We start from the raw sequence: 19,827 nt of genomic DNA on the forward strand, positions 1-19,827 counted from the left end.
TCAAACAGACTTCAGGGTTTTCGCTACAGGCTTTTTCACAGCGGTTTTTTGGGGCACATTGGCGGTTTTGGAAGGTTTATCACCGGTGATCTCGCCTGACGGTGGCAGCGTCAAAAGCACAACATCAAGGGCCGTTTCAAGCTTTGCAATGGTTTCAAGCGTGAGGTTTTCCCTGCCTTTAACAATTTTATTAACCTGCTGGGGTGAAACGCCGATTTTTTCAGCCAGCTCTTTCTGTGAGATGTTTTTTGCGCGCAACGTTCTCAAAATCCGCAGAGCTATAGCCTGTGAATGTTTTAACCACGCCCTGTTTTCAACTCGCCACTCTGCATCTTTCAACCAACCGGAGAGTTCTTTTGAGGCTATGGCTGCAATTTTTTCATGAATGTTGTCAACGGCCATAATTGATAGTTATTATGTTTTCAGGTATTCAAAATCATCTTTATCCAAAAGCCCCTGATCAAATAAATAATTCTTGACAAGATCAAGCTTGCAGAGTTCTTGTTGGGTATGTTCCCGCTCTTCCATCAACTTTGTAAGTTTTATCGCGCCACCGGTAATGACAAACAGGTCAGAAGCAATACGAACTGCATATAAACGAAGCCAAGGGCTCTTTTTGTACTTCGCCTTGCTCTTCTGCATACTCACAAGATGTGTTTCGTGACTGTTCAGTGGTTGGAAAAGCGTCTGCAAACTGAAAGGATCTCTGAATGAACGTGCTGCAAGGTACAGCAAATAATCCTCAAGAGATTCAGCGTCGTTAATGGTTTTTTCAACTGCTGCGTCAACAGATTGGTACCGGTAGTAACCTTTTGAAAGATCTTCCGGATTGTCCTGAAAAAACCTTTCAAGGTACTCGACGTCACTCCACAGATCGAATATCCGGTGGTATTCGTCTGCTGATTCCCCATCATATTTAACCGCAAATAATCTTGGGTTTTCTTTTGGAAATATAGGATCAGCTCCATCACAATCAACCTATAAGCTTATTATCCGGATTTTATCGAGCAATCGGGTTCTGATAACTCTAATATCGTTGGCTATCGCAATGAAGTGCCAACGACCAAATCCGTACTTTTCATGCACGGCACTAACTGATACTCATTATTTACATATTTTTTACATCTCACACAAAAAAACAGCTTGCGTTACAGGCTTCTGGCCCTTAACGTTTATTCAAATGAGGGGACGGTATTCTCCGGTAACAGTTACATAACACTAACCGCATTGCACAGAGATGCCTCCTTGCAGTTCGGCATGACACCTTGAGGAGATATGGAATGCTGAATGCCGGATTTTGAGTAAATTTGCTATCAATCACACGCTATCTGAATTGCCCTGCGACCTGCCCCGTCAGGAAGCAAATTTTCCGTTGTGTAACAACAATCCTGACCGTGAGGGTTAAAATCCGGCTCACTCAATACGTCGTTATAGCGCCAGGTGAATGTGTGGCCTTTTCACGCTGTGTGCTACCGCAAATTCAATTGCCTTCCGATTATCTTGATTATGAAACGATTTCATGCAACACTAAAGTTGAACTTTAATATTGCATGAAATGTTTGCATGTCAGCTCTTGGCTACCCTGCAGAACAGGGCTACACAATATCCTGTTGTTACGCTTACCGGTCCAAGGCAATCAGGTAAAACGACTCTTTGCAGAACAGCTTTTCCTGAAACACCTTACCGTAATCTGGAACGACCCGATATTCGTAATTTTGCACAGCATGATCCGGCAGGATTTTTGGTAAAGTTTCCGGATGGCGCCATTCTTGATAAAGCGCAGCGTGTGCCTGAATTACTTTCATGGACCTGGTACGTGCCGATGAACACAAAACCGCTGGCGAATTCATACTGACCGGAAGCCATCAATTTGAACTGAACCGCCAGATCAGCCAGTCACTTGCAGGAAGATCCGCACTGCTGAAGCTTCTGCCGTTATCAATTGCAGAACTCTGCGACGCAGGACACCTCTCCCCGGCTGCTATTACAGGACTCATTGCAACGACATCAGGATTTTATATTTTATGCGGAAGAACGCAGATAACCGCAAACCCATGCAAAACAAAATGAACGTCATAGCGATCAACGGCAGTCCGAAACAGGATGGCAACACCTTTCATGCGCTCGCCGGTGTCGGCAGCGAGTTGCAGAAAAACGGCATCGGGTTTGAAATTATCCATGTCGGCAACAAGCCGGTCAGAGGGTGCATGGCCTGCGGAGCATGCGCCAGAAATCGGGATGAGAAGTGCAGTATCACCACCGATCCGCTGAATGAATGGATCCAGCAGCTCAAAAACGCTGACGGAATTATTCTTGGTTCGCCGGTCTATTTTGCCGGTGTCGCCGGAACCATGAAATGCTTTCTCGACAGGGCATTCTATATTGCAGCATGCAATGGCGGTCTCTTTCGTCAGAAAGTAGCCGCTTCAGTTGTAGCTGTTCGGCGTACGGGCGGCTCATCCACATTTGACTGCCTCAACCACTATCTCACCTTTGCGGAGATGATTCAGGCCACTTCAAACTACTGGAACATCACCCACGGAAGGACACCGGGAGAGGTGTTGCAGGATAGTGAGGGTGTGCAGATTATGGAGGTGCTCGGTCGCAATATGGCGTGGCTGCTCAGGATGCGTGAAGCAACAAAAAACACGCTTCCGGGGCCGGAACCGGTCAGCAAAATTATGACCAGCTTCATCAGGTAGAAGAGGGCGTACGTCATTCATCCACTATGCAATCATGACCAAAGTAAACACCCCAGGAGAGGAACACTCCGGCTGTTCGGATTGCGGGCTCCTGAACTGCTATCGGCAGGATCGCCATTTTCCGGATTTCTGCCCGACTGAAGCTGTCGGGAGTGAAGAGCTTGACTCGGTAACCGGGCAGTACCGGGGAGAAACGCTTGATGCTAAAATAGCACGCGCCTCCGCCGAGGTTGAAGGCACTTACTACGGCAAGCTGACCCGTGTGGAAGAGATTATTGCCTTTGCCAACCGGATAGGGGCAAAAAAGATCGGCCTTGCAACATGCATTGGCTTATCGGAGGAGTCACGGATTTTTGCCAGGGTACTTGAAATCAACGATCTCGAACCCTTCTCGGTTATCTGCAAGGTCGGCTCTGTCGATAAATGCGAGATTGGAATCGACGAGAATCTGAAAATCCAGAAGGGATCGCATGAATCCCTTTGCAATCCGATCCTGCAGGCGAAGCTGCTGAATGAACAGAAAACAGAGCTGAATGTAATCATCGGCCTCTGTGTCGGCCACGATTCGCTCTTTATGAAGCATTCCGACGCTCCCGTCACTACACTGATTACCAAGGATCGGTTGCTCGGCCACAACCCGGCGGCAGCGCTCTACACCAGCGGATTTTACTATAAACGATTGTTTGCTGAAGGGCGGAAGTTGTAAGCATCGCTCAGGCGTTGCCTGCAATCTCATGAACAGGCAATAGTGGCTACCCCCCCTTGGAGCGCTCTACCGCTTCCGGGAAATTTTGCCACGCTCTCCCCATCCGGAAGAGATGAACAAAGCAACTTTTGCCGTCAGCTCGGGTTGCTTTGTTCATGCTTTCAACATCAATCCATAGCGGTTGTCAGGAGTGTCCGCCAGCAACAATGCGAAGCATCTTCACATTCAGAATAACAAAGCGAACCAGCTGCCAGAGCAGGTTTTTCCTCCAGTAGAGGGTGTTTGCTGACGGGACCGGAGGATAGGCTTCGTCGTAATAGGCTTTGACTTTATTGGTGCCCATGGCTTTTGAGGTTTTAAGATTATTATAAAAGAACGCCGTTATTCAGGAATCAGCCACCAGAAGGGATAGCCCTTTGCTTTATGAAAGAACAGGTAGTGCAGGATTACTTTTATCCAGTGGCCTGCCAGACCCGCCTCTCCAACCGAGTAGTTCATGTCGCGTCCCCATTCAGGGTACTTTTCCCAGTCAGGCACAACCGGAAAGAGAGTCATGGATGCACCAAGTCCATCAAACGAACCAAACCCTGCCGATACAATACAGGCTGCACCCATTTTGCTCATTGACGCTTTATGGCGATGCTCTGTTGCACCCTGAATCTTTTCGGCAATATTAAGCGCCACAATTTTGCCCATAACACCGGATGGCATCCCTGTACGAGGCGGCGTCGGAAAAATCTGCCGTCCATTCGGGCTTGCCATAGGTTTCGAAATCGGATGCGGAGGAGCAAAGGCAATGCCCGGAGCATAGATATTTTTAAACAGAGGGTTTTGATATATTGATGGCCAATCCTCTGCTTTCCAATCCTCAAACGCTTTCGCCGTATAGTTGGCATCAACCTTCATAAACTTGTTCGGAGCGAACATCTGGTCGGTAATGTCAGTACCTGCCTTGTCGAATACGGTCAGCCCGACACCTGAAAATGAGGGGATAAGCATCGCAAAATCAAACTCCTGTATCCGCTCTTCACCTGCAAGCGTTTCATAATAGGCCTTGCCGGGCTCAACCTTGTAGACTCCGGCGCGCCGTATCCAGTTGATACCGTACTCGGCCATAATGGATTCCGTAAAAACCTTGGTCGGGGTTGAGTAGCCGCCTCTGTTAATAAATGCGCCGCCCATGCCAAAATCTCCCGGTTCATACTCATTGGACAACCAGGTGATTTGAGCCATGTCAGTGAGCCCGCGCTTTTTAATTTCATAGGCCACATTCAGGATATATTCAAAAGCCGCGCCCTGGCATGTTGCCATAGCATGGCCGGTGCCGATCAGGATACGCTGCTTCTGCCCCGCCTGCATCTTTTTGAATATCTCCTGCAGGTTCTCCCATGCATGGGCCGCATGGCTGTAAGTACAAACCGAAAAGCTGTTTTTATCAGGTCCAAGCCCCTCTGTAGCCTCAAAATTCAGCTTTGGCCCGGTTGCATTGACCAGATAATCATAGTCAACTTTTTCGATCTCTCCGTTTCGCACTCCATCGGTATACTCAATCGTCACATACCCTTTCTCTGTTTCTCCGTCGCCTTCAGGATGGATCTCCACCGCTTTGGCCTGTTTAAGGATAATGCCCCAGCGGTTATAAACTTTTTTCAGTTCAAAGCGGACATCATCAATCGTCATCTGACCCACACCTACCCAGATATTTGAGGGTATCCACTGATAGTAGCTGTTCGGGGTAACAACGACAACTTCATGATGTTTGCCAAGTTTCTTTTTAAGAAACGAGGCTGCGGTATGCCCAGCCACACCGGCTCCTAAAACCACAACTTTTGCCATAGTGATGTAATGTTTTCAATGGTTTGGAATGAAGCTGCCCAATCCTGAAAGAGTGAGCATATTAATTACTCAACTGCCGGAAGGTCATTTGAACGCGTGACCGGGTACAACACCAACCGCCTTAAGGATTTTGGCCAGGGGGCAGAAGCCTGTAAATGCCGCCTGAAAGAGGTTTGCCCCCACAAAACCGGTGAACCAGAGCCAGTTCTGGTTGTGATAGATGGAGAGCAAAACAGATGCAAGAATGAAAACCCCCGCAATGGCGAAGACAAGCCTGTCGATATTCATGGAAAGAGGTAGTTAATGGTTAGGTAAAACGAATGTTAATTCTCTGTATATGCTTACTTCCCTGACTCGCTGGCACTGTGCCGTGCAATAAGCCCTGCTCGTTATCAGAGCCAGAGTTTGGAGAGTTTATAGTAGTGACCCCAGCTTTTTTTCAGCCAGTGTCCAACAACCGGCAAAGGAATGAAGAGCTCTCTTTTGCTGTTTTTGTAGACAAATCCGGCGCCGTCCCCCGTATCCATCACGCAGAGAATATTCAAATGCTCCTGATACCCTCTCATCTCTTCCTTTCTCCCGAAATGCTCTACTGAAGCATTAACGGCGGCATTGTGTGCCATTATTTCAGCCAGATGCCCCTGCTTTGCTTTCCACTCCGGGCCTTCAAGAGCTGCTGCATCACCGACTGCATACCATCCGCTGACCCCCTCTATCCGGCAGTAATCGTCGATGCGAATGAACCCTGCACTGTTTTGGGGCAGGTTTGATCTCCTGACGGCCTCATGCCCGTCACTGGCAGGAATAAACATGCAGAGATCGCTCTTCAGCCTGCTCTGATCCTCAAACACAATACCATCCGCTTCAAAACAGCTGATTTTTTTCCCGTAACGGGTAGTAAAATTGTCAGCTTCAAACATGGCCGCCATTGCCGAAAACGCCCTCTTTCCCATTCGTGCACCCGGTTCGGCCATGGGTGCAAAGAAGGTCATCTCAAACCGCTCTCTGATACCGAGTTTTGTAAGGTGATGATGCAGGTTAAAAAAGAGCTCAAATCCCGGACCGCCACGAACTGCGCTTGGATCGTTTGGATTGCCGCCAAATCCGAATGCAATGCTGCCGCTTCCCCGTTCGATCAGCGCTTCAATCTTTGCTTTGAGCACCAGTGAATCTTCCGGCTTGCCGCAAATTGACGTGGTATGCTCAATGCCATCGTGTTTCATTTTGGATGCACCAAGAGCGATCACAACAAAAGCAGCCGAATCACGAACACCTGTTTTTTCAAGAGTGACGGTTTTCCGTTCGCTATCGAGAGCGATGACCTTGTCAATGGTGAGCGAAAACCCGTGCTTTCTGGCCAGTTTTGATAACGGAATCCCGATATCCCTGAACTGTGCTCCTCCTGTTGGTATCCAGATCGCCAATGGATAGATAAAGAGATAGTCCCGCTCGGAAACCAGCTCAACCGCAACACTCTGTTTACGAAGTGCGATGGCAGCAGCAACTCCGCCAATACCTCCACCCAGAATCAGCACCTTATGCATTGATACGCTCTTTTTATGCAATGAACGTTACCGCGTAACCGCAGTAACGACAAATTCAGGCGGCTCCATGATGTGCCGTTTTACCGCACAGAGATTGGCTGCACTGATAACGGCATCCCTGTATTTCTCAGGGAAATCTTCAGGCAGTTCAATGGCGATTTCGATTTTCCCTATACCGCGTCCCGACTCTTTGACAACATGAGTCTGAACAATCCGGATCTTATCCGTGGCTATACCCCTGCTCTGGCAGAAGGATAAAACGAATATCCCGGCACAGGTGCCGATTGAGGCAAGAAAAAGGGAAAAAGGCTCGGGTGCGGAACCCTCTCCGCCGGCATATTCAGCCTGATCGGTGTGAATGGTAAACCCGTTAAACTCGGCATCAACCTTTTTGCCGCCGCCGAATGTTACAATCATTTCGCTTTTCATGATAGAGTACAATGTGGTTGCAATAAAAACGCTCTGATTTAGTGAGGAACTAATGGAGAGCAAACAGTTAATGGCTAACGGCGACTATCCTCTGACAGTCAACCACATGTGGAAGTCGTCAGTGTAAACCGTCGACTTCCATTCGTTCATGTGGCCACCCCGAAAACAGTGCTTACAATCCGGATCGCATGGTAGTAATCCGGTGGACAACGGCGCTCCTGCAACCGTCCGGTGAGTCGCTTATACAGTTTTCTCAACATGCATAAGAAACGCCCGTGCAGGGAAATCCTTCTCAACAGCTATCGGATTCTTTTCGAGCTCAAGCATGATTGCATCAGCCTTCTCGTCATCCAGAATGGCAAAGCAGAGTGATGAGTAGGCTCCGGGCATGGCATCGGTCGGCCACCAGGAGTGCTGTTCGGCACCATGGCTTTCGCAGTTGCACCCCATAATATCAAAGCTGCTGAACATCATCACCTGATGTTCCTTGAAGAGAGCCCGCACTTTCGGGCGGCTCTCTTCGTGTCCCATAACGGCAAGAAATTTCATTTACTTTTATTCTTTACAGTTACTGTAGCCTTCTTTTCCGCCATATAGTAGACAAGCGGCACCACAACAAGCGTCAGGATGGTTGAAAGCACACCGCCCCAGATCAGCGAGATGGCCAGACCCTGGAAAATCGGATCAAAAAGCATGACAACCGAACCGATAACCACGGCTCCGGAGGTCAGAATGATCGGGCGGGTTCTTACCGCAGCCGACTCAATAACCGCCTGCTTGAGATCAGCTCCCTCCGCTCTGCGGATCTGGATGAAATCAATGAGCAGTACCGAGTTTCTCACCATAATGCCGGCAAGCGCAATCATGCCGATCATGCTCGTAGCGGTAAAAAATGCACCATGCAGCCAGTGACCCGGAATAATTCCTACAAGGCTCAACGGTATGGCAATCATCATGATCAGCGGCGTCTTGAAGGACTGGAACCAGCCGATAATCAGCAGATAGATGATGACCAGCACGACGGCAAACGCCGTACCGAGATCCCTGAAGACCTCAAAGGTAATCTGCCACTCTCCGTCCCACTTCATCGAGAGTTTATCATCCGACACACCCGATCCCGTGTAGAGCGGACTGATGGAGTAACCGCCGGGAAGCTTGAGCTTCGCTATCTTTTTATCCATATCAAGCATCGCATAGACCGGGCTCTCGGTCGCACCGGCAACATCGGCGGTCACATAGACAACCCTGCGCAGATCCTTGCGATAGATACTCTTGTCCTGAATTTTCTCTTGAACCGTTACCAGTTCCGAAAGCGGAATCATCTGACCGGCACGAAGACGGGTTGTCAGGGTTCCCATACCCTGTGACTGCACAAATATCCCCGAGAGATCCTGCAGGGAGGTTCTTCCGGACTGCGGAAGCCTTACCTGAATGGCAACCGGATCAATCTGCTTGTCGGTATGCAGCACTCCGACGTCCATACCGGCCAGCGACATACGCAGCGTCTGGGCGATCTGTTCGGCACTGACACCACGGAACGCTGCACGCTCCTTGTTCACCACCAGGTTATAGACCTTCTGGTCCTCTTCAACCAGGAAGTCCACATCCACAACACCGGGGGTCTCTTCAAAGACCTTCTTCACCTGTTTTGCCAGTGCTATCTGCTGCTCCTGTGAGGGGCCGTAAATTTCAGCAACAAGGGTCGAGAGCACAGGAGGTCCTGGAGGAATCTCGACAATCTTGGCGTTGCCGTTATAGCGAAGGGCAATCTTCTGGACATCAGCCCTGACCCGTTTGGCTATATCATGGCTCTGGGCCTTGCGATCTCCCTTATGGACAAGGTTAACCTGTATGTCAGCCATATTTGCCTTCTGACGAAGGTAGTAGTGGCGGACAAGACCGTTGAAATTGATCGGCGCATTGGTTCCGACATAGTACTGGTAGCTCTCTACCTCCGGAACCGTTTTCAGGTAGGATGCTGCCTCCTTGGCAACTCTTGCAGTCTGCTCAAGAGAGGTTCCGTCAGGCATATCGATAACCACCTGAAACTCGTTCTTGTTGTCAAACGGAAGCATCTTCATCTGTACAGCCTTCAGCGGCACCAGCGCAATGGCACCGACCAGCATCAAAGCAACCACACCGAAAGCGAGCCATCTCTTGAAACTGCTCTCGATAAAGGGGGAGATGATGTTGTTGAAGAGCTTGTAGTAACCAGTTTTGGTAATATCGTACTCTTCATGATGGCCCTCTTCGGTTTTCAGAAGACGATAGGAGAGCCACGGGGTAGCGATAAGGGCTACGAGCAGCGAGAAGATCATGGCCAGCGAAGCTCCGATCGGCATCGGGCTCATATAGGGGCCCATGAGGCCTGAAACAAAGACCATCGGAAGCACTGCGGCAATAACCGTAAAGGTTGCCAGAATGGTCGGGTTGCCGACCTCATTGATGGCGGTAATGGCGGCCTGCAGCTTCGGCTGCCGCTTCATGGCGAAGTGGCGGTGAATGTTCTCGGCAATGATGATCGAGTCATCCACAACAATACCGGTAACAAAGATCAGCGCAAAGAGGGTTACCCTGTTGAGCGAATAATCAAGCAGGTAGTAGATCAGAAGCGTCAGGGCAAAGGTGATCGGCACTGAAGCGAGCACCACAAGTGCGCCCCGCCATCCAAGGAAAAAGCCGACAACAATTGTAACCGCTACAACCGCCATGAGCAGGTGCTCAAGAAGGGTGAATACCTTTTCGGAAGCCGTTGCGCCGTAGTTGCGTGTTTCAGTCACCGTTATACCTGAAGGAATAACACTCTTTCTGAGCCCGTCGACCCTCGACATAACCTTGTCGGCAAGTACCGAGGCATCTCCGCCCTTGCGCTTGGCTACGGTAAGCGTCACCGCAGGATACTCTCCGGAAACCGAGCCTTTCGGAGCAGCTGCTGCCCAACCGAAAAAGTTATAGTTATTGACCTCTTCAGGGCCGTCAACTATGGTAGCGACATCACGCAGATAGACCGGAGCGGATCCGTAAATGCCGACAACAATATTGGAGACCTCTTCAGCGCTTTCAAGAAATTTCCCCGAGCGGACAACGAGCTCCTCGTTCATCTGCTTGAAATCACCGGAGGTCATCTGGCTGTTGCCCTGCTGAATCTGGCGGGCAATCTGCATCGGACTGACATTGAACTGCTGAAGTTTGGCTTTGTTGAGCTCAATCTTCACCTGGCGCTTCAATCCGCCTTTTATCTCCACATCACCGATGTTGCTTATTTTTTTGAGTTCATCAGCCACGGTTACGGCACTCTGACGAAGCTCATAGGGACTCTTCGTCTTGCTCCAGAAGGTGAGATTAAGCACCGGAACATCGTCGATAGAGACCTTTTTCATGAGCGGGAACTGGACACCGGGAGGCATCTTGTCCATATTTTTCATCAGGGTAGACCAGAGCTTTACCATACTGCGCTCGGCATCTTCGCCAACCTTGTAGCGAACCGTCACCAGAGCAAAGTCGGGCATTGAGGTGGAGTAGACATAATCGACTCCGGGAATTTCTGTCAGCGTCCTCTCAATCGGCTTTGCCACACGGGCTTCAACCTCTGCAGGCGCTGCACCGGGATAGGGTATATAGAGATCAACCATCGGCACCACAATCTGCGGCTCCTCCTCTCGCGGCGTCATAAACGTCGCCATAATGCCCACCAGAAGCGATGCCACCATCAAAAGCGGCGTTATTTTTGAATTGATAAACTGTTTTGCAAGTTTACCGGCAATACCTTCATTCATTTGCTCTCAGCCTCCTCAGTCACTTTCGGACTCTTTATTACAGTTACTCCGTCACCAAGCTCCGGGTTATACTCTCCCACCACAAGCTCTCCCTTATCTACTCCCCCGAGGACTACAACATCACCTTTTACGATGCGTCCAATCCTGATCCAGCGCCGGGTAATCCGCTGATCGTTGCCAACAACAAGAACACCTGCAAGATCTCCATTACGGAAAACCGAAGAGGCCGGTACAAGCAGCACCTCACGCCCTCCCGCCTCCCCGCTGGTTCGCACAGGTACAAGCGTTCCGACCGCAACCGGTGCGGGCTCCCGTTCTTTTACTGCATGAGTCCCGGCTTGATTGCCGCACCCCGACACAAGCAGGGCAAAGGCAACCGGAAGCAGAAACCGCATCTCTCTTTTATTCGTACTCCTCATGTTGATTGCCGTTTAGTTTCCCCTGTAGTATGCCAGTTCACTTTTGGCCATGCAATAGTCAAACTTCGCCTGATTGAGCCTCATTTTCGCATAGGTATGGGCTTGCTCACGCATCAGGAGTTCAAAGGTCATGGCCATACCGGTCTTGAACTGTGAACTGATATAATCAAGACTTACCCTGGCCTCTTCGAGCGATTTCTCGGCAACGGCGATTCTGGCTCTCGATGTTTTCAGCGAGCGCATCGACTTTTCAACTTCAGCAATACTGCCGCTCTTTGCCGCTTCATAGTTATACATCGCCTCCCGCTCCTGTGCTTTCGCCTCCTGAATACGACCTGCGGTTGCCATACCGTCAAAAATGGTCCACTGCATATTCATACCGAGCGCCCAGCTTGAACCTCCACTGAAAACAGTATCGCTGTGCAGGTTGGTCTGAAGGAATGCATTCAAACGGGGACGTTTCGAAGCCCGGATCATCTCCTCCTGCAAGCGTGCTACCTGCTGCCAGGTTTCGTAAGCCTTGAGATCGGAACGGTTCTCCGAAACGCTCTTTTCATTTCCGGACGGAAGAGCCCTGTCAATAACCAGATCACCGGTAGGCAGAATGGTCACTCCTGAATCAAGGTGCAGCATCACCTTCAGCGCATCCGTTGCATTTTTTATCTCATCATGCATCATCATTTTCTGCTCAAGCAGCTCGGAGAGGCGCACGTCCGTGGAGAGCTTGTCTGATTTGGGCAGCAAACCGGCACTGAACCCTTTGGCAGCCTCATTGCTGTGCACCTGCATGGTCCGGATCGACTGCTCGATGGCATCAATATTCTTGCGGGCAAGAATAAGACCGTAATAGACTCTGGTAACCTGAAGTCCGATAGACTCCTCGGTTCGGGCGGTCATATGCTCCTGGGCTGTTTTGGCTGTAAAAGCCATCTTCCTGCCTATTGCCGCATCGGCATTGTAAACCGGCTGCATGACCTGAATGGAGGTATTGAAGTCGTTGATGACATCGGCATTGTTGAGCCTGGCCGGATCAAAATCAGATTGCTGCACAATATTCTGCTGAAGCTTCAGAACCAGCGCAGCACCGGGATCGTTGGTAACAACAAAAGTCTCCGACAAGGTTACTTTAGGCAGATATGACTGACGACTCTGAACAATCCTTGCCTCAGCCTGATCAACCTTGCTGCGCGCGGCTTTGATGGCGTAATTGTTTTCACGAGCCATCGTAAGGGCTTCGGATAAAGAGAGTTTCATTGTTTTATCGCCGGCTGCTGCCTGTTGCGGAGAGCCGAGAGCGCCCGCAACACAACAAGCGATCAACGCCTTGTAGACCTTCATGATGATTACTGTTTTGAAATAAGTTTTAAAATCTTTTCTACACTCTCCGAGTCACCTTCACTCAGACACCCCTTGAGGTTACGGTGAAGTACCAGCGAAAAGGTATTGTCAAGAGCTGCCTTCGCGGCCTGGAACTGCGTGATGATCTGACTGCACTCCTCTTCGCGTTCAATCATCCTTGTCAATCCCTCAATCTGACCGGCAACCCTTTTCAGTCTCATAATCACATCTTTCATAGACTCCCCGTCTGTAACCATGATCGTATATGTTTAAACTCAATATACCCATACCCCGTACTGGTATATTACACAAAAATGTCTATCATATGCAAGAGATTTTATTTCAATCAAAGCCGACTGAATAGTTCGATACCGTTGACAGACAGAACGTTCTTTCGATTCCCCTGTTGACTTTTAAAAACAAAGTCTTTTATCAGAACGTTTCCATAAGCTATCCAAACCGGAAAACACAAAACCAGCAAAAAACAGATGATGAAAAACAGTCAGGAAATCAGCCCCGCTAAAGCTCTTGCCTTGATTAAAAAAGGGGCACTGCTTGTCGATGTCCGTGAGCCGAAGGAGGTTTCAAAAAAATCTTTTGACGTTTCCAATATCTTGCAGATTCCATTACGCGAGCTGAAAACGAGGTTTCAGGAGATACCTGTTGACCGCAAGGTCGTGATCGCATGTCATGTAGGGAATCGCGGCATGGTAGCGACCCGTTTTCTGGTGAACAACGGCTACTCCAAAGCGGTTAATATGCAGCATGGAATTGCCGGTTGGGAAAAAGAGGGGCTTCCGGTCAGAAAAGAGCTGAAACCGGCAACCGGGTCATGGTTCAGAAAGCTTTTCAGCAGGATGTCATAACAGCGGTGAAGCGGGATAACCTCATCAGAAAATGGATGTTGTTTATCTCAAACATATCGGTCTGAACGTATCAAGGGAACTCTTTTTCCGCTGATTTTATTATTTTCAGGCAGCTTCATTCCCATTTCAACACAACAACCAATATGAGCAAGAATAAAGAACTACTCTGGCAGAGCCGATTTTCAGAACCCTTTGACCGGGGCGCTCTCCTCTTCTCTTCCTCGGTTCATGTTGACAAGAAGCTCTATCGTGAGGATATCAGAGGCTCCGTTGCCCATGTCACCATGCTTGCTGAAGAGGGTATCGTCAGTGACACAGATGCTGCACAGATCATTGCCGGACTCGGCGAAATTGAAGTGGAGCTGAGCAGCGGTTCACTGGTTCCGGAGTGGGAAGATGAGGATATCCATACGGTTATTGAAAACCGGCTCAAGGAGAAAATAGGGGCCGTAGCCGGCAAACTCCACTCGGGGAGAAGCCGTAACGACCAGGTCGCAACCGATACCCGTCTCTATATGCGCCGCCAGATTGAGGAGCTTCAGGGTGCCATCAGCGGACTTTTGAAGGTACTTGTCGAAAAGGCGAAAACCCATCGCGACACCATCATATTCGGCTATACTCACCTGCAGCGGGCCCAGCCGATATCAGCCGGTCACTACTACCTTGCTTATTTCAATATGTTCCTCCGTGATCGTGACCGCCTCGGTGACCTCATGAAACGGGTGAATATCTCTCCTCTCGGTGCTGCGGCCTTTGCCGGCAGCACCCTGCCGCTCAACGTAAAGCGCAGTGCCGAGCTGCTTGGCTTTGACGACCTCTTTGCAAACAGTATCGATGCCGTCAGCGATCGCGACACGGTCATCGAGTTCATCTCCGCCTGTTCGGTCATCATGATGCACCTCTCCCGGTTTGCTGAGGATCTGATTCTCTGGAGCTCCTACGAGTTCGGCTATCTTGAGATCAGCGATGCCTTTGCAACCGGCTCCTCCATTATGCCGCAAAAGAAAAACGCCGATATCGCCGAACTGGTCAGAGGAAAAACCGGCCGGGTCTATGGCAATCTCATGGCTATGCTGACCATCATGAAGGGACTGCCGCTCTCCTATAACCGTGACATGCAGGAGGACAAACAGCCTCTGTTTGACAGTGCCGAAACCACGGTCGGCAGTGTTGAAATTTTTGCACGACTGCTCGAACATACCCGACTCAAGGAGGAGAAGCTGGCCAAACTGACCAATGAGGATCTCAGCCTTGCCACAGAAATCGCTGAATACCTTGTCCGCAAGCAGATTCCCTTCCGTGATGCACACCGGATAACCGGAAAGATTGTTACCTGGAGCATTGCCTCCGGCGTCACCCTGCCGAATATCCCGCTTGAACAGTACAGGGAGTTCTCCGAGGCAATTGAATCGGATATCTATCCGGCGCTTAAAGCTGATGCAAGCGTCAACTCCAAAAAATCACACGGGAGCTGCTCATTCAACTCGGTGGCCGAGCAGATCATTGAGGCCCGAAAAAAGCTTTAACCGGAAATCGCTCTGTAAGAAGAACTTGTAATATGTTCAACAGTGCATCTCCCCATCCAGAGAGATGCACATCGCCCGCCGGTAATGAAATTGTATGTTTTACTGAAACACACAACGCAACGTAGACGGAGAGAACTCTATGGATCAGTCAGCAGAAAATACCGGAAGGGGAATGGGATGGCTTCCGGACTATCCCGATTTCAGGGACTACACGGCCGAGCACAATAACGTCTCAAACGATCTCAGGAAATTGGGTCAGAAAAACTCCGTCAAGAGCATGCTTTCACAGGTCGGTGTAGCAAAACCTGCTTCCGCTCCTGCTTCTTCCGCAGATTTACGGCCATGGTGCTCCCCTGTTGAAAACCAGCTTACCATTGGTTCCTGCACCGCACACGCCGGCATTGGAATCGTCGAGTATTTTGAACGACGGGCCTTTGGCAAGCATACCGATGCCTCCAGGCTTTTCCTCTACAAGACCACTCGAAACCTGCTCCGATGGCGTGGAGATTCCGGGGCGTTTATCCGTTCCACCATGGGCGCACTGGTCCTCTTCGGTGTACCGCCGGAAGAGTACTTTCCCTATGTTGTTGCTGATTTCGATAAAGAGCCCTCAGCGTTCTGCTACGCCTATGCCCAGAGTTTTCAGGCAATAAGCTACTACCGAATGGACTCGCCCGGAATCGGGGAAAAAGAGCTGCTGAAAATGATCAAATCAAATCTTTCGGCCGGACTCCCCTCAATGTTCGGCTTCACGGTATTCAGCTCTGTTGCACAGGCAGCAAAATCCGGAATGATACCGTTTCCTGCAGCCGGTGAAAAAGTTGTCGGAGGCCATGCCGTTGTTGCTGTCGGCTATGATGACTCCATCAGGATTAAAAACAGCTCCATCGAAGCAAAAGAGACAAAAGGAGCCCTGCTGATCAGAAACTCCTGGGGCAGCGGCTGGGGCATGGAGGGGTACGGCTGGCTCCCCTATGAATATGTGCTGAAAGGGGTAGCTATTGACTGGTGGTCGCTTTTGAAAAACGAGTGGATCGACACGGGCATCTTCAAGGCATAGGGGTGCCCGTAACTAAAAAAAACAGGACGACCTGAACCTCCAGCTATAGTAAATCTGACCTTAAACGCTATGAATGGTAACTGGAACAGCACTGAAAAATTCAATACCGAAGCTTCAATGTGGGATAGTGATCCCCGCCGAAGGGCGCTGGCCGGAGCCGTTGCGGAGGCAATCATCGCAAGATGTTCTCCCGTAAAAACCATGCAGGTCCTTGAAGCCGGATGCGGAACCGGGCTTGTTTCCATGGCAATAGCCCCACTCGTCAAGCAGTTGACTGCCATTGACACCTCACAGGAGATGCTGCATGTTCTTCAGGAAAAAATCCGTTCGCTCGGCCTCCTGAATGTTGAGACCGCCCTGCTTGACCTCTCCTCCCCTTCTGCATCGGTTGAGCGGGCACAATCATTCGACCTGATCTACAGCAGCATGACGCTCCACCATATCAGAGATACGGCCGGTTTTCTCTGCCGTATCGCGACGCTGCTTGCTCCGGGCGGCTCCATTGCCATTGCCGATCTTGAGCGTGAGGACGATCACTTTCATGACGACCCGAACGAAGAGGTTCATCACGGGTTTGATCGCACTGAACTGACGGCCATGATGGAAGCTGCGGGTTTACAAGGCATTTCGTACAACACGATTTACACCGTGAACAAGAAAAGCAGTGAGGGAAAAACAACAGTGTATCCCGTATTTCTCTGCACAGCAACAAAAGGATAAAAGGTAATACTCCATCCCGGCATCACACTCCATAAACAGAAAACAACGTATGTTCAAGGCGGTTATATTCGATCTCGACGGCACCCTCCTCGACACCCTCGCGGATCTGCTCACAACACTCAACTCGGTGCTTGCCCGGCACAACTACCCCACCCACTCAATCGACGAGTGTCGCTACCTGGTCGGTCACGGCATGAGAGAGCTGGTCAGAAAGGCACTGCCTGAAGATGAAGGCACCGTGGATATTATTGACCGACTGCTACCCGAATTTATGGAAGAGTATACACTCAACTGGAACATCAATTCACGACCATATCCCGGCATAGCCGAAATGCTTGACTCCCTGAAAAAGAGGGGAATAAAAACAGCGATTCTTTCAAACAAGGCTGATCAATTCACCCTGCTTTGTGCGGAGGAACTCCTCGGGAACTGGAAGTTTGATGTGGTGATGGGTCAGCGAAACGGCATACCCTCAAAACCGGACCCGACAAGCGCCCTTTCTGTCGCAGCAGAGCTCGAAGCAACCCCTTCAGAGATTCTCTACGTCGGCGACAGCGGCATTGACATGCAGACCGCTACAAGGGCCGGATTTTACCCCCTCGGCGTCCTCTGGGGCTTCCGGCCCGAAAGCGAGTTACTCGAGCTCGGCGCCAAAAGCCTCGCCGCGCACCCGGACGATATCATCACCCTGATTGAAAAGTGACTGGAAGCAGTAGGAGGCGTTCAGGGCACCGCTATTACTTGTCGTGAGCAGTTAGAGAGCGAGCGAACGGAGCGCAGTAACCGGAATGTACATGCAGTACATGAGGATTTCGAGCACCGCCCAACGAAGCTATCGAATTGCGGAACCGATTGATAGCGGTCTCCCTCAGGCGAGCAGGTGGAGGCGGGAGAATACATAGTCCAGCGAGTCCTCATTCAGAACAACCCGTGAAAAACCGGTCGAACCGAGCTCAACGGGCCGGTTATCGCGATCACTGGTAAATCTCCGGCTCTGCTTGCCGTTGTACCAGTAGACCAGCCTGATCTTGCTCCTTTCGATTTCAAGCGCAGTGATTCCCCGTTTTCCGATAGCGCATCCGGAGTTGAAGACACTGGGAATCGTGAGATTATTATAGAGACCGCTCCGGAGACCTATTTTTTTACCCTCCTTGTAACAGGCTGCAAGCTCTGTTTTCAGGGCTGCAATTTTTCTTTCGATAGTCGCACGGGTTTCACTCCCGGCTGTCGAGTAGGCCCGGCAGAGCTCCTCAATACGAAAGTTCAGAAAATCCACTTTCGAGAGCGATTCAAAGAGGGGACGATGGGTATGGCCGATGATAGAGACAATCTTGGCCTGGTTTGAAAACTCGTAGATTGACTTCTCTATGGCAAACCTCCGGCGGCTGTTGTAGGCGCTTGAAAAATTCCGTATACCCACAGGTTTGGCTATATAGCGAAGGAAAAAAATGATTGAGCGGCTGACAATCGGGTAGGTCTCCCAAAAGAGTACCGAAGCCTGATGGCCGTGAAAGAGCAGGAGTGTTTCATCGCCGTAATGAAATTTCAACGATTCAATCATCGATGAAGCAAGCGGGTAATCGGGCTCCTCAATCAGACCCGAATCATGGTTTCCATAGATTTTCCAGAAAAAACCGTTTTGCTGAAACTTCAGAAAGAGATCGTACAACGCACTCCACTCTGAAACGATGCTGTCAAGAGGAAACTTCAGCAGCTCCTCGATATCACCGTTAAGCACCAGATTATATTTTTCAGGAAGGTAATAAGTGGAAAGCATGGTCCTGACCAGTTCGGCATTTCGGCGAAACTCGTCACGCCTGCCACCATTGCCCATATGCAAGTCACTCAGTATAAGCACCCTTGATGATGGATCAAGAGTTACCGGCGTTGCTTTCTTGAGAAGCCGGTCAAGGTGGGGATGTTTTTTATCATGAATACTCATAGTATTACAGGCAGATCCTTGCGGCGCGAAACTGAACACTTCACCCGCCGGCCAACCCGACGCTCTCCTTCATACGGTTCCGAAAGAGGGATGATGCTGATGGCTATCCCCCTGTTATTATTGTTTGAAATTTACTAACCATTCCCTTTAAAACACTTACTATTGATATAGTTATTTTTTTTTACCCTCGCAACCGGCCCCGTCGGATCGGGTACTGTCACCCCCCGGCCGGGAACTGAAGCGTATCCATGAAAGTGAAGCAACACAAAAAAACGGGTTGCTTGTTCTTCATTACCTATTTCAATCATGATCTCTCCTGATCGATTCCGCAAAATCCGTCATATGCTGCTTCATCGGCAGCCGGACCTGACCGTTGTCATGGACAATGTCAACAAGGCACACAACCTCTCGGCCATTATCAGGAGCTGCGATACGGTCGGTATCGGCGAGCTTCATGCGGTTTCATACCGTAAATCGATCTATACAGAGCAGGATGCAGCGGCAGGGGCAAGCAAATGGACTACCCTCCACCTCTACCATGAGATGGCAACGGTGTATAAAAAGCTCTCCGACCAGAATATGCAGATCCTTGTTGCATCCAGCAGTGCCGGGTGCATGGACTTCAGAAACATCGACTATACGATGCCGACCGCCCTTGTTGTCGGTGCCGAATGGGACGGGATTTCCGAAGCTGCACTTCAGGGTGCGGACCAGACGATTGCAATTCCCATGTTCGGGATGGTGGAATCCCTCAATGTCTCGGTAGCCACAGCTCTTATTCTTTTTGAAGCCCAGCGTCAAAGAAGCGCAAAAGGGATGTATGACTCCTTGCAGATGGAACCCGGATTATTCCACCGGACTCTTTTTGAACTGGCATATCCGCGTCTGAGCCGTGAACTCCGGCAGGAAGGGGCGCCGTATCCCCGGCTTGATGAAGAGGGCAGAATTTGCTGATCAAGATTA

The 19,827-nt window shown here is 50.1% G+C and carries 22 protein-coding genes and 1 pseudogene; 9 read left to right on the forward strand and 14 right to left on the reverse strand.

From position 1 onward, the window contains the following. Positions 1-402, reverse strand: a complete 402-nt coding sequence (locus BOO20_RS02295) for a helix-turn-helix domain-containing protein (RefSeq protein ID WP_006365983.1) — start codon at positions 400-402, stop codon at positions 1-3. 12 nt (positions 403-414) lie between these two features. Next, positions 415-642: a hypothetical protein gene (locus BOO20_RS12900; RefSeq protein ID WP_198935400.1), complete on the reverse strand. Its 228-nt coding sequence runs from the start codon at positions 640-642 to the stop codon at positions 415-417. Between the two features lie 913 nt (positions 643-1,555). On the opposite strand from BOO20_RS12900, the pseudogene BOO20_RS13230 reads away from it, so the two are divergent. From BOO20_RS13230 to BOO20_RS02315, 3 genes and pseudogenes are all read left to right on the forward strand, one after another. After that, a pseudogene (locus tag BOO20_RS13230) lies at positions 1,556-1,965 on the forward strand (AAA family ATPase); the annotation flags it as partial. A 101-nt stretch (positions 1,966-2,066) separates the two neighbouring features. Then, positions 2,067-2,702: a flavodoxin family protein gene (locus BOO20_RS02310; RefSeq protein ID WP_076790146.1), complete on the forward strand. Its 636-nt coding sequence runs from the start codon at positions 2,067-2,069 to the stop codon at positions 2,700-2,702. 34 nt (positions 2,703-2,736) lie between these two features. Beyond that, positions 2,737-3,408 (forward strand): DUF1847 domain-containing protein, encoded by a 672-nt coding sequence (locus BOO20_RS02315; protein WP_076790148.1) that lies wholly within the window; start codon positions 2,737-2,739, stop codon positions 3,406-3,408. 184 nt (positions 3,409-3,592) lie between these two features. Here BOO20_RS02315 and BOO20_RS12905 read toward each other — a convergent pair whose 3' ends face one another. The 10 genes from BOO20_RS12905 to BOO20_RS02360 all read right to left on the reverse strand — a co-directional run bounded on the left by BOO20_RS12905 (position 3,593) and on the right by BOO20_RS02360 (position 12,986). Further along, complete coding sequence (locus BOO20_RS12905) at positions 3,593-3,751, reverse strand: hypothetical protein (RefSeq protein WP_198935401.1); 159 nt, start codon at positions 3,749-3,751, stop codon at positions 3,593-3,595. Positions 3,752-3,789: 38 nt separating this feature from the next. Continuing rightward, a complete protein-coding gene (locus BOO20_RS02320) occupies positions 3,790-5,244 on the reverse strand; it encodes an NAD(P)/FAD-dependent oxidoreductase (protein WP_076790150.1) in 1,455 nt (484 codons plus the stop codon). A gap of 84 nt (positions 5,245-5,328) precedes the next feature. Then, positions 5,329-5,532, reverse strand: a complete 204-nt coding sequence (locus BOO20_RS02325; RefSeq protein ID WP_006365978.1) for a DUF2892 domain-containing protein — start codon at positions 5,530-5,532, stop codon at positions 5,329-5,331. Between the two features lie 104 nt (positions 5,533-5,636). Further along, entirely contained in the window at positions 5,637-6,788 is a 1,152-nt protein-coding gene (locus BOO20_RS02330; protein ID WP_076790153.1) for an NAD(P)/FAD-dependent oxidoreductase, read from the reverse strand. A 27-nt stretch (positions 6,789-6,815) separates the two neighbouring features. Then, complete coding sequence (locus BOO20_RS02335; RefSeq protein WP_040433125.1) at positions 6,816-7,217, reverse strand: OsmC family protein; 402 nt, start codon at positions 7,215-7,217, stop codon at positions 6,816-6,818. Positions 7,218-7,457: 240 nt separating this feature from the next. Then, complete coding sequence (locus tag BOO20_RS02340) at positions 7,458-7,766, reverse strand: hypothetical protein (protein WP_076790157.1); 309 nt, start codon at positions 7,764-7,766, stop codon at positions 7,458-7,460. Next, complete coding sequence (locus tag BOO20_RS02345; RefSeq protein WP_076790159.1) at positions 7,763-10,993, reverse strand: efflux RND transporter permease subunit; 3,231 nt, start codon at positions 10,991-10,993, stop codon at positions 7,763-7,765. Before BOO20_RS02345 ends, BOO20_RS02340 begins: the two co-directional genes overlap by 4 nt. Beyond that, positions 10,990-11,412 carry an efflux RND transporter periplasmic adaptor subunit gene (locus tag BOO20_RS02350; protein ID WP_144277104.1) on the reverse strand — a complete coding sequence of 141 codons (423 nt, stop codon included), beginning with the start codon at positions 11,410-11,412 and terminating at the stop codon, positions 10,990-10,992. Before BOO20_RS02350 ends, BOO20_RS02345 begins: the two co-directional genes overlap by 4 nt. A gap of 12 nt (positions 11,413-11,424) precedes the next feature. Further along, a complete protein-coding gene (locus BOO20_RS02355) occupies positions 11,425-12,750 on the reverse strand; it encodes a TolC family protein (RefSeq protein WP_076790165.1) in 1,326 nt (441 codons plus the stop codon). 5 nt (positions 12,751-12,755) lie between these two features. After that, on the reverse strand, positions 12,756-12,986 hold the full coding sequence (locus tag BOO20_RS02360) for a metal-sensitive transcriptional regulator (RefSeq protein WP_076790168.1): 231 nt from the start codon (positions 12,984-12,986) through the stop codon (positions 12,756-12,758). Between the two features lie 252 nt (positions 12,987-13,238). Between BOO20_RS02360 and BOO20_RS02365 the strand changes: the two genes are divergently transcribed. The 5 genes from BOO20_RS02365 (at position 13,239) to BOO20_RS02385 (ending at position 17,625) form a co-directional block, all read left to right on the forward strand. Further along, positions 13,239-13,616 (forward strand): rhodanese-like domain-containing protein, encoded by a 378-nt coding sequence (locus BOO20_RS02365; protein WP_083694490.1) that lies wholly within the window; start codon positions 13,239-13,241, stop codon positions 13,614-13,616. 143 nt (positions 13,617-13,759) lie between these two features. After that, positions 13,760-15,142, forward strand: coding sequence for an argininosuccinate lyase (gene argH, locus BOO20_RS02370; protein ID WP_076790171.1), 1,383 nt, complete (start codon positions 13,760-13,762; stop codon positions 15,140-15,142). A 139-nt stretch (positions 15,143-15,281) separates the two neighbouring features. After that, on the forward strand, positions 15,282-16,202 hold the full coding sequence (locus BOO20_RS02375) for a C1 family peptidase (protein ID WP_076790173.1): 921 nt from the start codon (positions 15,282-15,284) through the stop codon (positions 16,200-16,202). Positions 16,203-16,271: 69 nt separating this feature from the next. Next, a complete protein-coding gene (locus BOO20_RS02380; protein ID WP_076790176.1) occupies positions 16,272-16,922 on the forward strand; it encodes a class I SAM-dependent methyltransferase in 651 nt (216 codons plus the stop codon). Between the two features lie 49 nt (positions 16,923-16,971). Beyond that, positions 16,972-17,625 carry an HAD family hydrolase gene (locus tag BOO20_RS02385; protein ID WP_076790179.1) on the forward strand — a complete coding sequence of 218 codons (654 nt, stop codon included), beginning with the start codon at positions 16,972-16,974 and terminating at the stop codon, positions 17,623-17,625. A gap of 165 nt (positions 17,626-17,790) precedes the next feature. Here the strand turns inward: BOO20_RS02385 and BOO20_RS02390 are convergent, their stop codons facing one another. Together BOO20_RS02390 and BOO20_RS12830 are read right to left on the reverse strand one after the other, a co-directional pair. Continuing rightward, positions 17,791-18,864 (reverse strand): metallophosphoesterase, encoded by a 1,074-nt coding sequence (locus BOO20_RS02390; RefSeq protein ID WP_076790182.1) that lies wholly within the window; start codon positions 18,862-18,864, stop codon positions 17,791-17,793. Between the two features lie 134 nt (positions 18,865-18,998). After that, positions 18,999-19,172, reverse strand: a complete 174-nt coding sequence (locus tag BOO20_RS12830; RefSeq protein ID WP_158068723.1) for a hypothetical protein — start codon at positions 19,170-19,172, stop codon at positions 18,999-19,001. Here BOO20_RS12830 and trmH point away from each other — a divergent pair. Beyond that, positions 19,171-19,818, forward strand: a complete 648-nt coding sequence (gene trmH, locus BOO20_RS02395) for a tRNA (guanosine(18)-2'-O)-methyltransferase TrmH (protein WP_076790184.1) — start codon at positions 19,171-19,173, stop codon at positions 19,816-19,818. The genes BOO20_RS12830 and trmH overlap by 2 nt on opposite strands. The last annotated feature ends 9 nt before the right edge of the window (positions 19,819-19,827 follow it).

It is taken from the genome of Chlorobium sp. KB01, from assembly GCF_001975465.1.
Lineage (GTDB): Bacteria > Bacteroidota > Chlorobiia > Chlorobiales > Chlorobiaceae > Chlorobium.

What these genes read in the sequence shown, in the direction of transcription:
- BOO20_RS02295 (WP_006365983.1), bottom strand. Translation starts at nt 402, where the DNA reads ATGGCCGTTGACAACATTCATGAAAAAATTGCAGCCATAGCCTCAAAA.
- BOO20_RS12900 (WP_198935400.1), bottom strand. Translation starts at nt 642, where the DNA reads ATGCAGAAGAGCAAGGCGAAGTACAAAAAGAGCCCTTGGCTTCGTTTA.
- BOO20_RS02310 (WP_076790146.1), top strand. Translation starts at nt 2,067, where the DNA reads ATGAACGTCATAGCGATCAACGGCAGTCCGAAACAGGATGGCAACACC.
- BOO20_RS02315 (WP_076790148.1), top strand. Translation starts at nt 2,737, where the DNA reads ATGACCAAAGTAAACACCCCAGGAGAGGAACACTCCGGCTGTTCGGAT.
- BOO20_RS12905 (WP_198935401.1), bottom strand. Translation starts at nt 3,751, where the DNA reads ATGGGCACCAATAAAGTCAAAGCCTATTACGACGAAGCCTATCCTCCG.
- BOO20_RS02320 (WP_076790150.1), bottom strand. Translation starts at nt 5,244, where the DNA reads ATGGCAAAAGTTGTGGTTTTAGGAGCCGGTGTGGCTGGGCATACCGCA.
- BOO20_RS02325 (WP_006365978.1), bottom strand. Translation starts at nt 5,532, where the DNA reads ATGAATATCGACAGGCTTGTCTTCGCCATTGCGGGGGTTTTCATTCTT.
- BOO20_RS02330 (WP_076790153.1), bottom strand. Translation starts at nt 6,788, where the DNA reads ATGCATAAGGTGCTGATTCTGGGTGGAGGTATTGGCGGAGTTGCTGCT.
- BOO20_RS02335 (WP_040433125.1), bottom strand. Translation starts at nt 7,217, where the DNA reads ATGAAAAGCGAAATGATTGTAACATTCGGCGGCGGCAAAAAGGTTGAT.
- BOO20_RS02340 (WP_076790157.1), bottom strand. Translation starts at nt 7,766, where the DNA reads ATGAAATTTCTTGCCGTTATGGGACACGAAGAGAGCCGCCCGAAAGTG.
- BOO20_RS02345 (WP_076790159.1), bottom strand. Translation starts at nt 10,993, where the DNA reads ATGAATGAAGGTATTGCCGGTAAACTTGCAAAACAGTTTATCAATTCA.
- BOO20_RS02350 (WP_144277104.1), bottom strand. Translation starts at nt 11,412, where the DNA reads ATGAGGAGTACGAATAAAAGAGAGATGCGGTTTCTGCTTCCGGTTGCC.
- BOO20_RS02355 (WP_076790165.1), bottom strand. Translation starts at nt 12,750, where the DNA reads ATGAAGGTCTACAAGGCGTTGATCGCTTGTTGTGTTGCGGGCGCTCTC.
- BOO20_RS02360 (WP_076790168.1), bottom strand. Translation starts at nt 12,986, where the DNA reads ATGAAAGATGTGATTATGAGACTGAAAAGGGTTGCCGGTCAGATTGAG.
- BOO20_RS02365 (WP_083694490.1), top strand. Translation starts at nt 13,239, where the DNA reads ATGATGAAAAACAGTCAGGAAATCAGCCCCGCTAAAGCTCTTGCCTTG.
- argH (WP_076790171.1), top strand. Translation starts at nt 13,760, where the DNA reads ATGAGCAAGAATAAAGAACTACTCTGGCAGAGCCGATTTTCAGAACCC.
- BOO20_RS02375 (WP_076790173.1), top strand. Translation starts at nt 15,282, where the DNA reads ATGGATCAGTCAGCAGAAAATACCGGAAGGGGAATGGGATGGCTTCCG.
- BOO20_RS02380 (WP_076790176.1), top strand. Translation starts at nt 16,272, where the DNA reads ATGAATGGTAACTGGAACAGCACTGAAAAATTCAATACCGAAGCTTCA.
- BOO20_RS02385 (WP_076790179.1), top strand. Translation starts at nt 16,972, where the DNA reads ATGTTCAAGGCGGTTATATTCGATCTCGACGGCACCCTCCTCGACACC.
- BOO20_RS02390 (WP_076790182.1), bottom strand. Translation starts at nt 18,864, where the DNA reads ATGAGTATTCATGATAAAAAACATCCCCACCTTGACCGGCTTCTCAAG.
- trmH (WP_076790184.1), top strand. Translation starts at nt 19,171, where the DNA reads ATGATCTCTCCTGATCGATTCCGCAAAATCCGTCATATGCTGCTTCAT.
- BOO20_RS12830 (WP_158068723.1), bottom strand. Translation starts at nt 19,172, where the DNA reads ATGATTGAAATAGGTAATGAAGAACAAGCAACCCGTTTTTTTGTGTTG.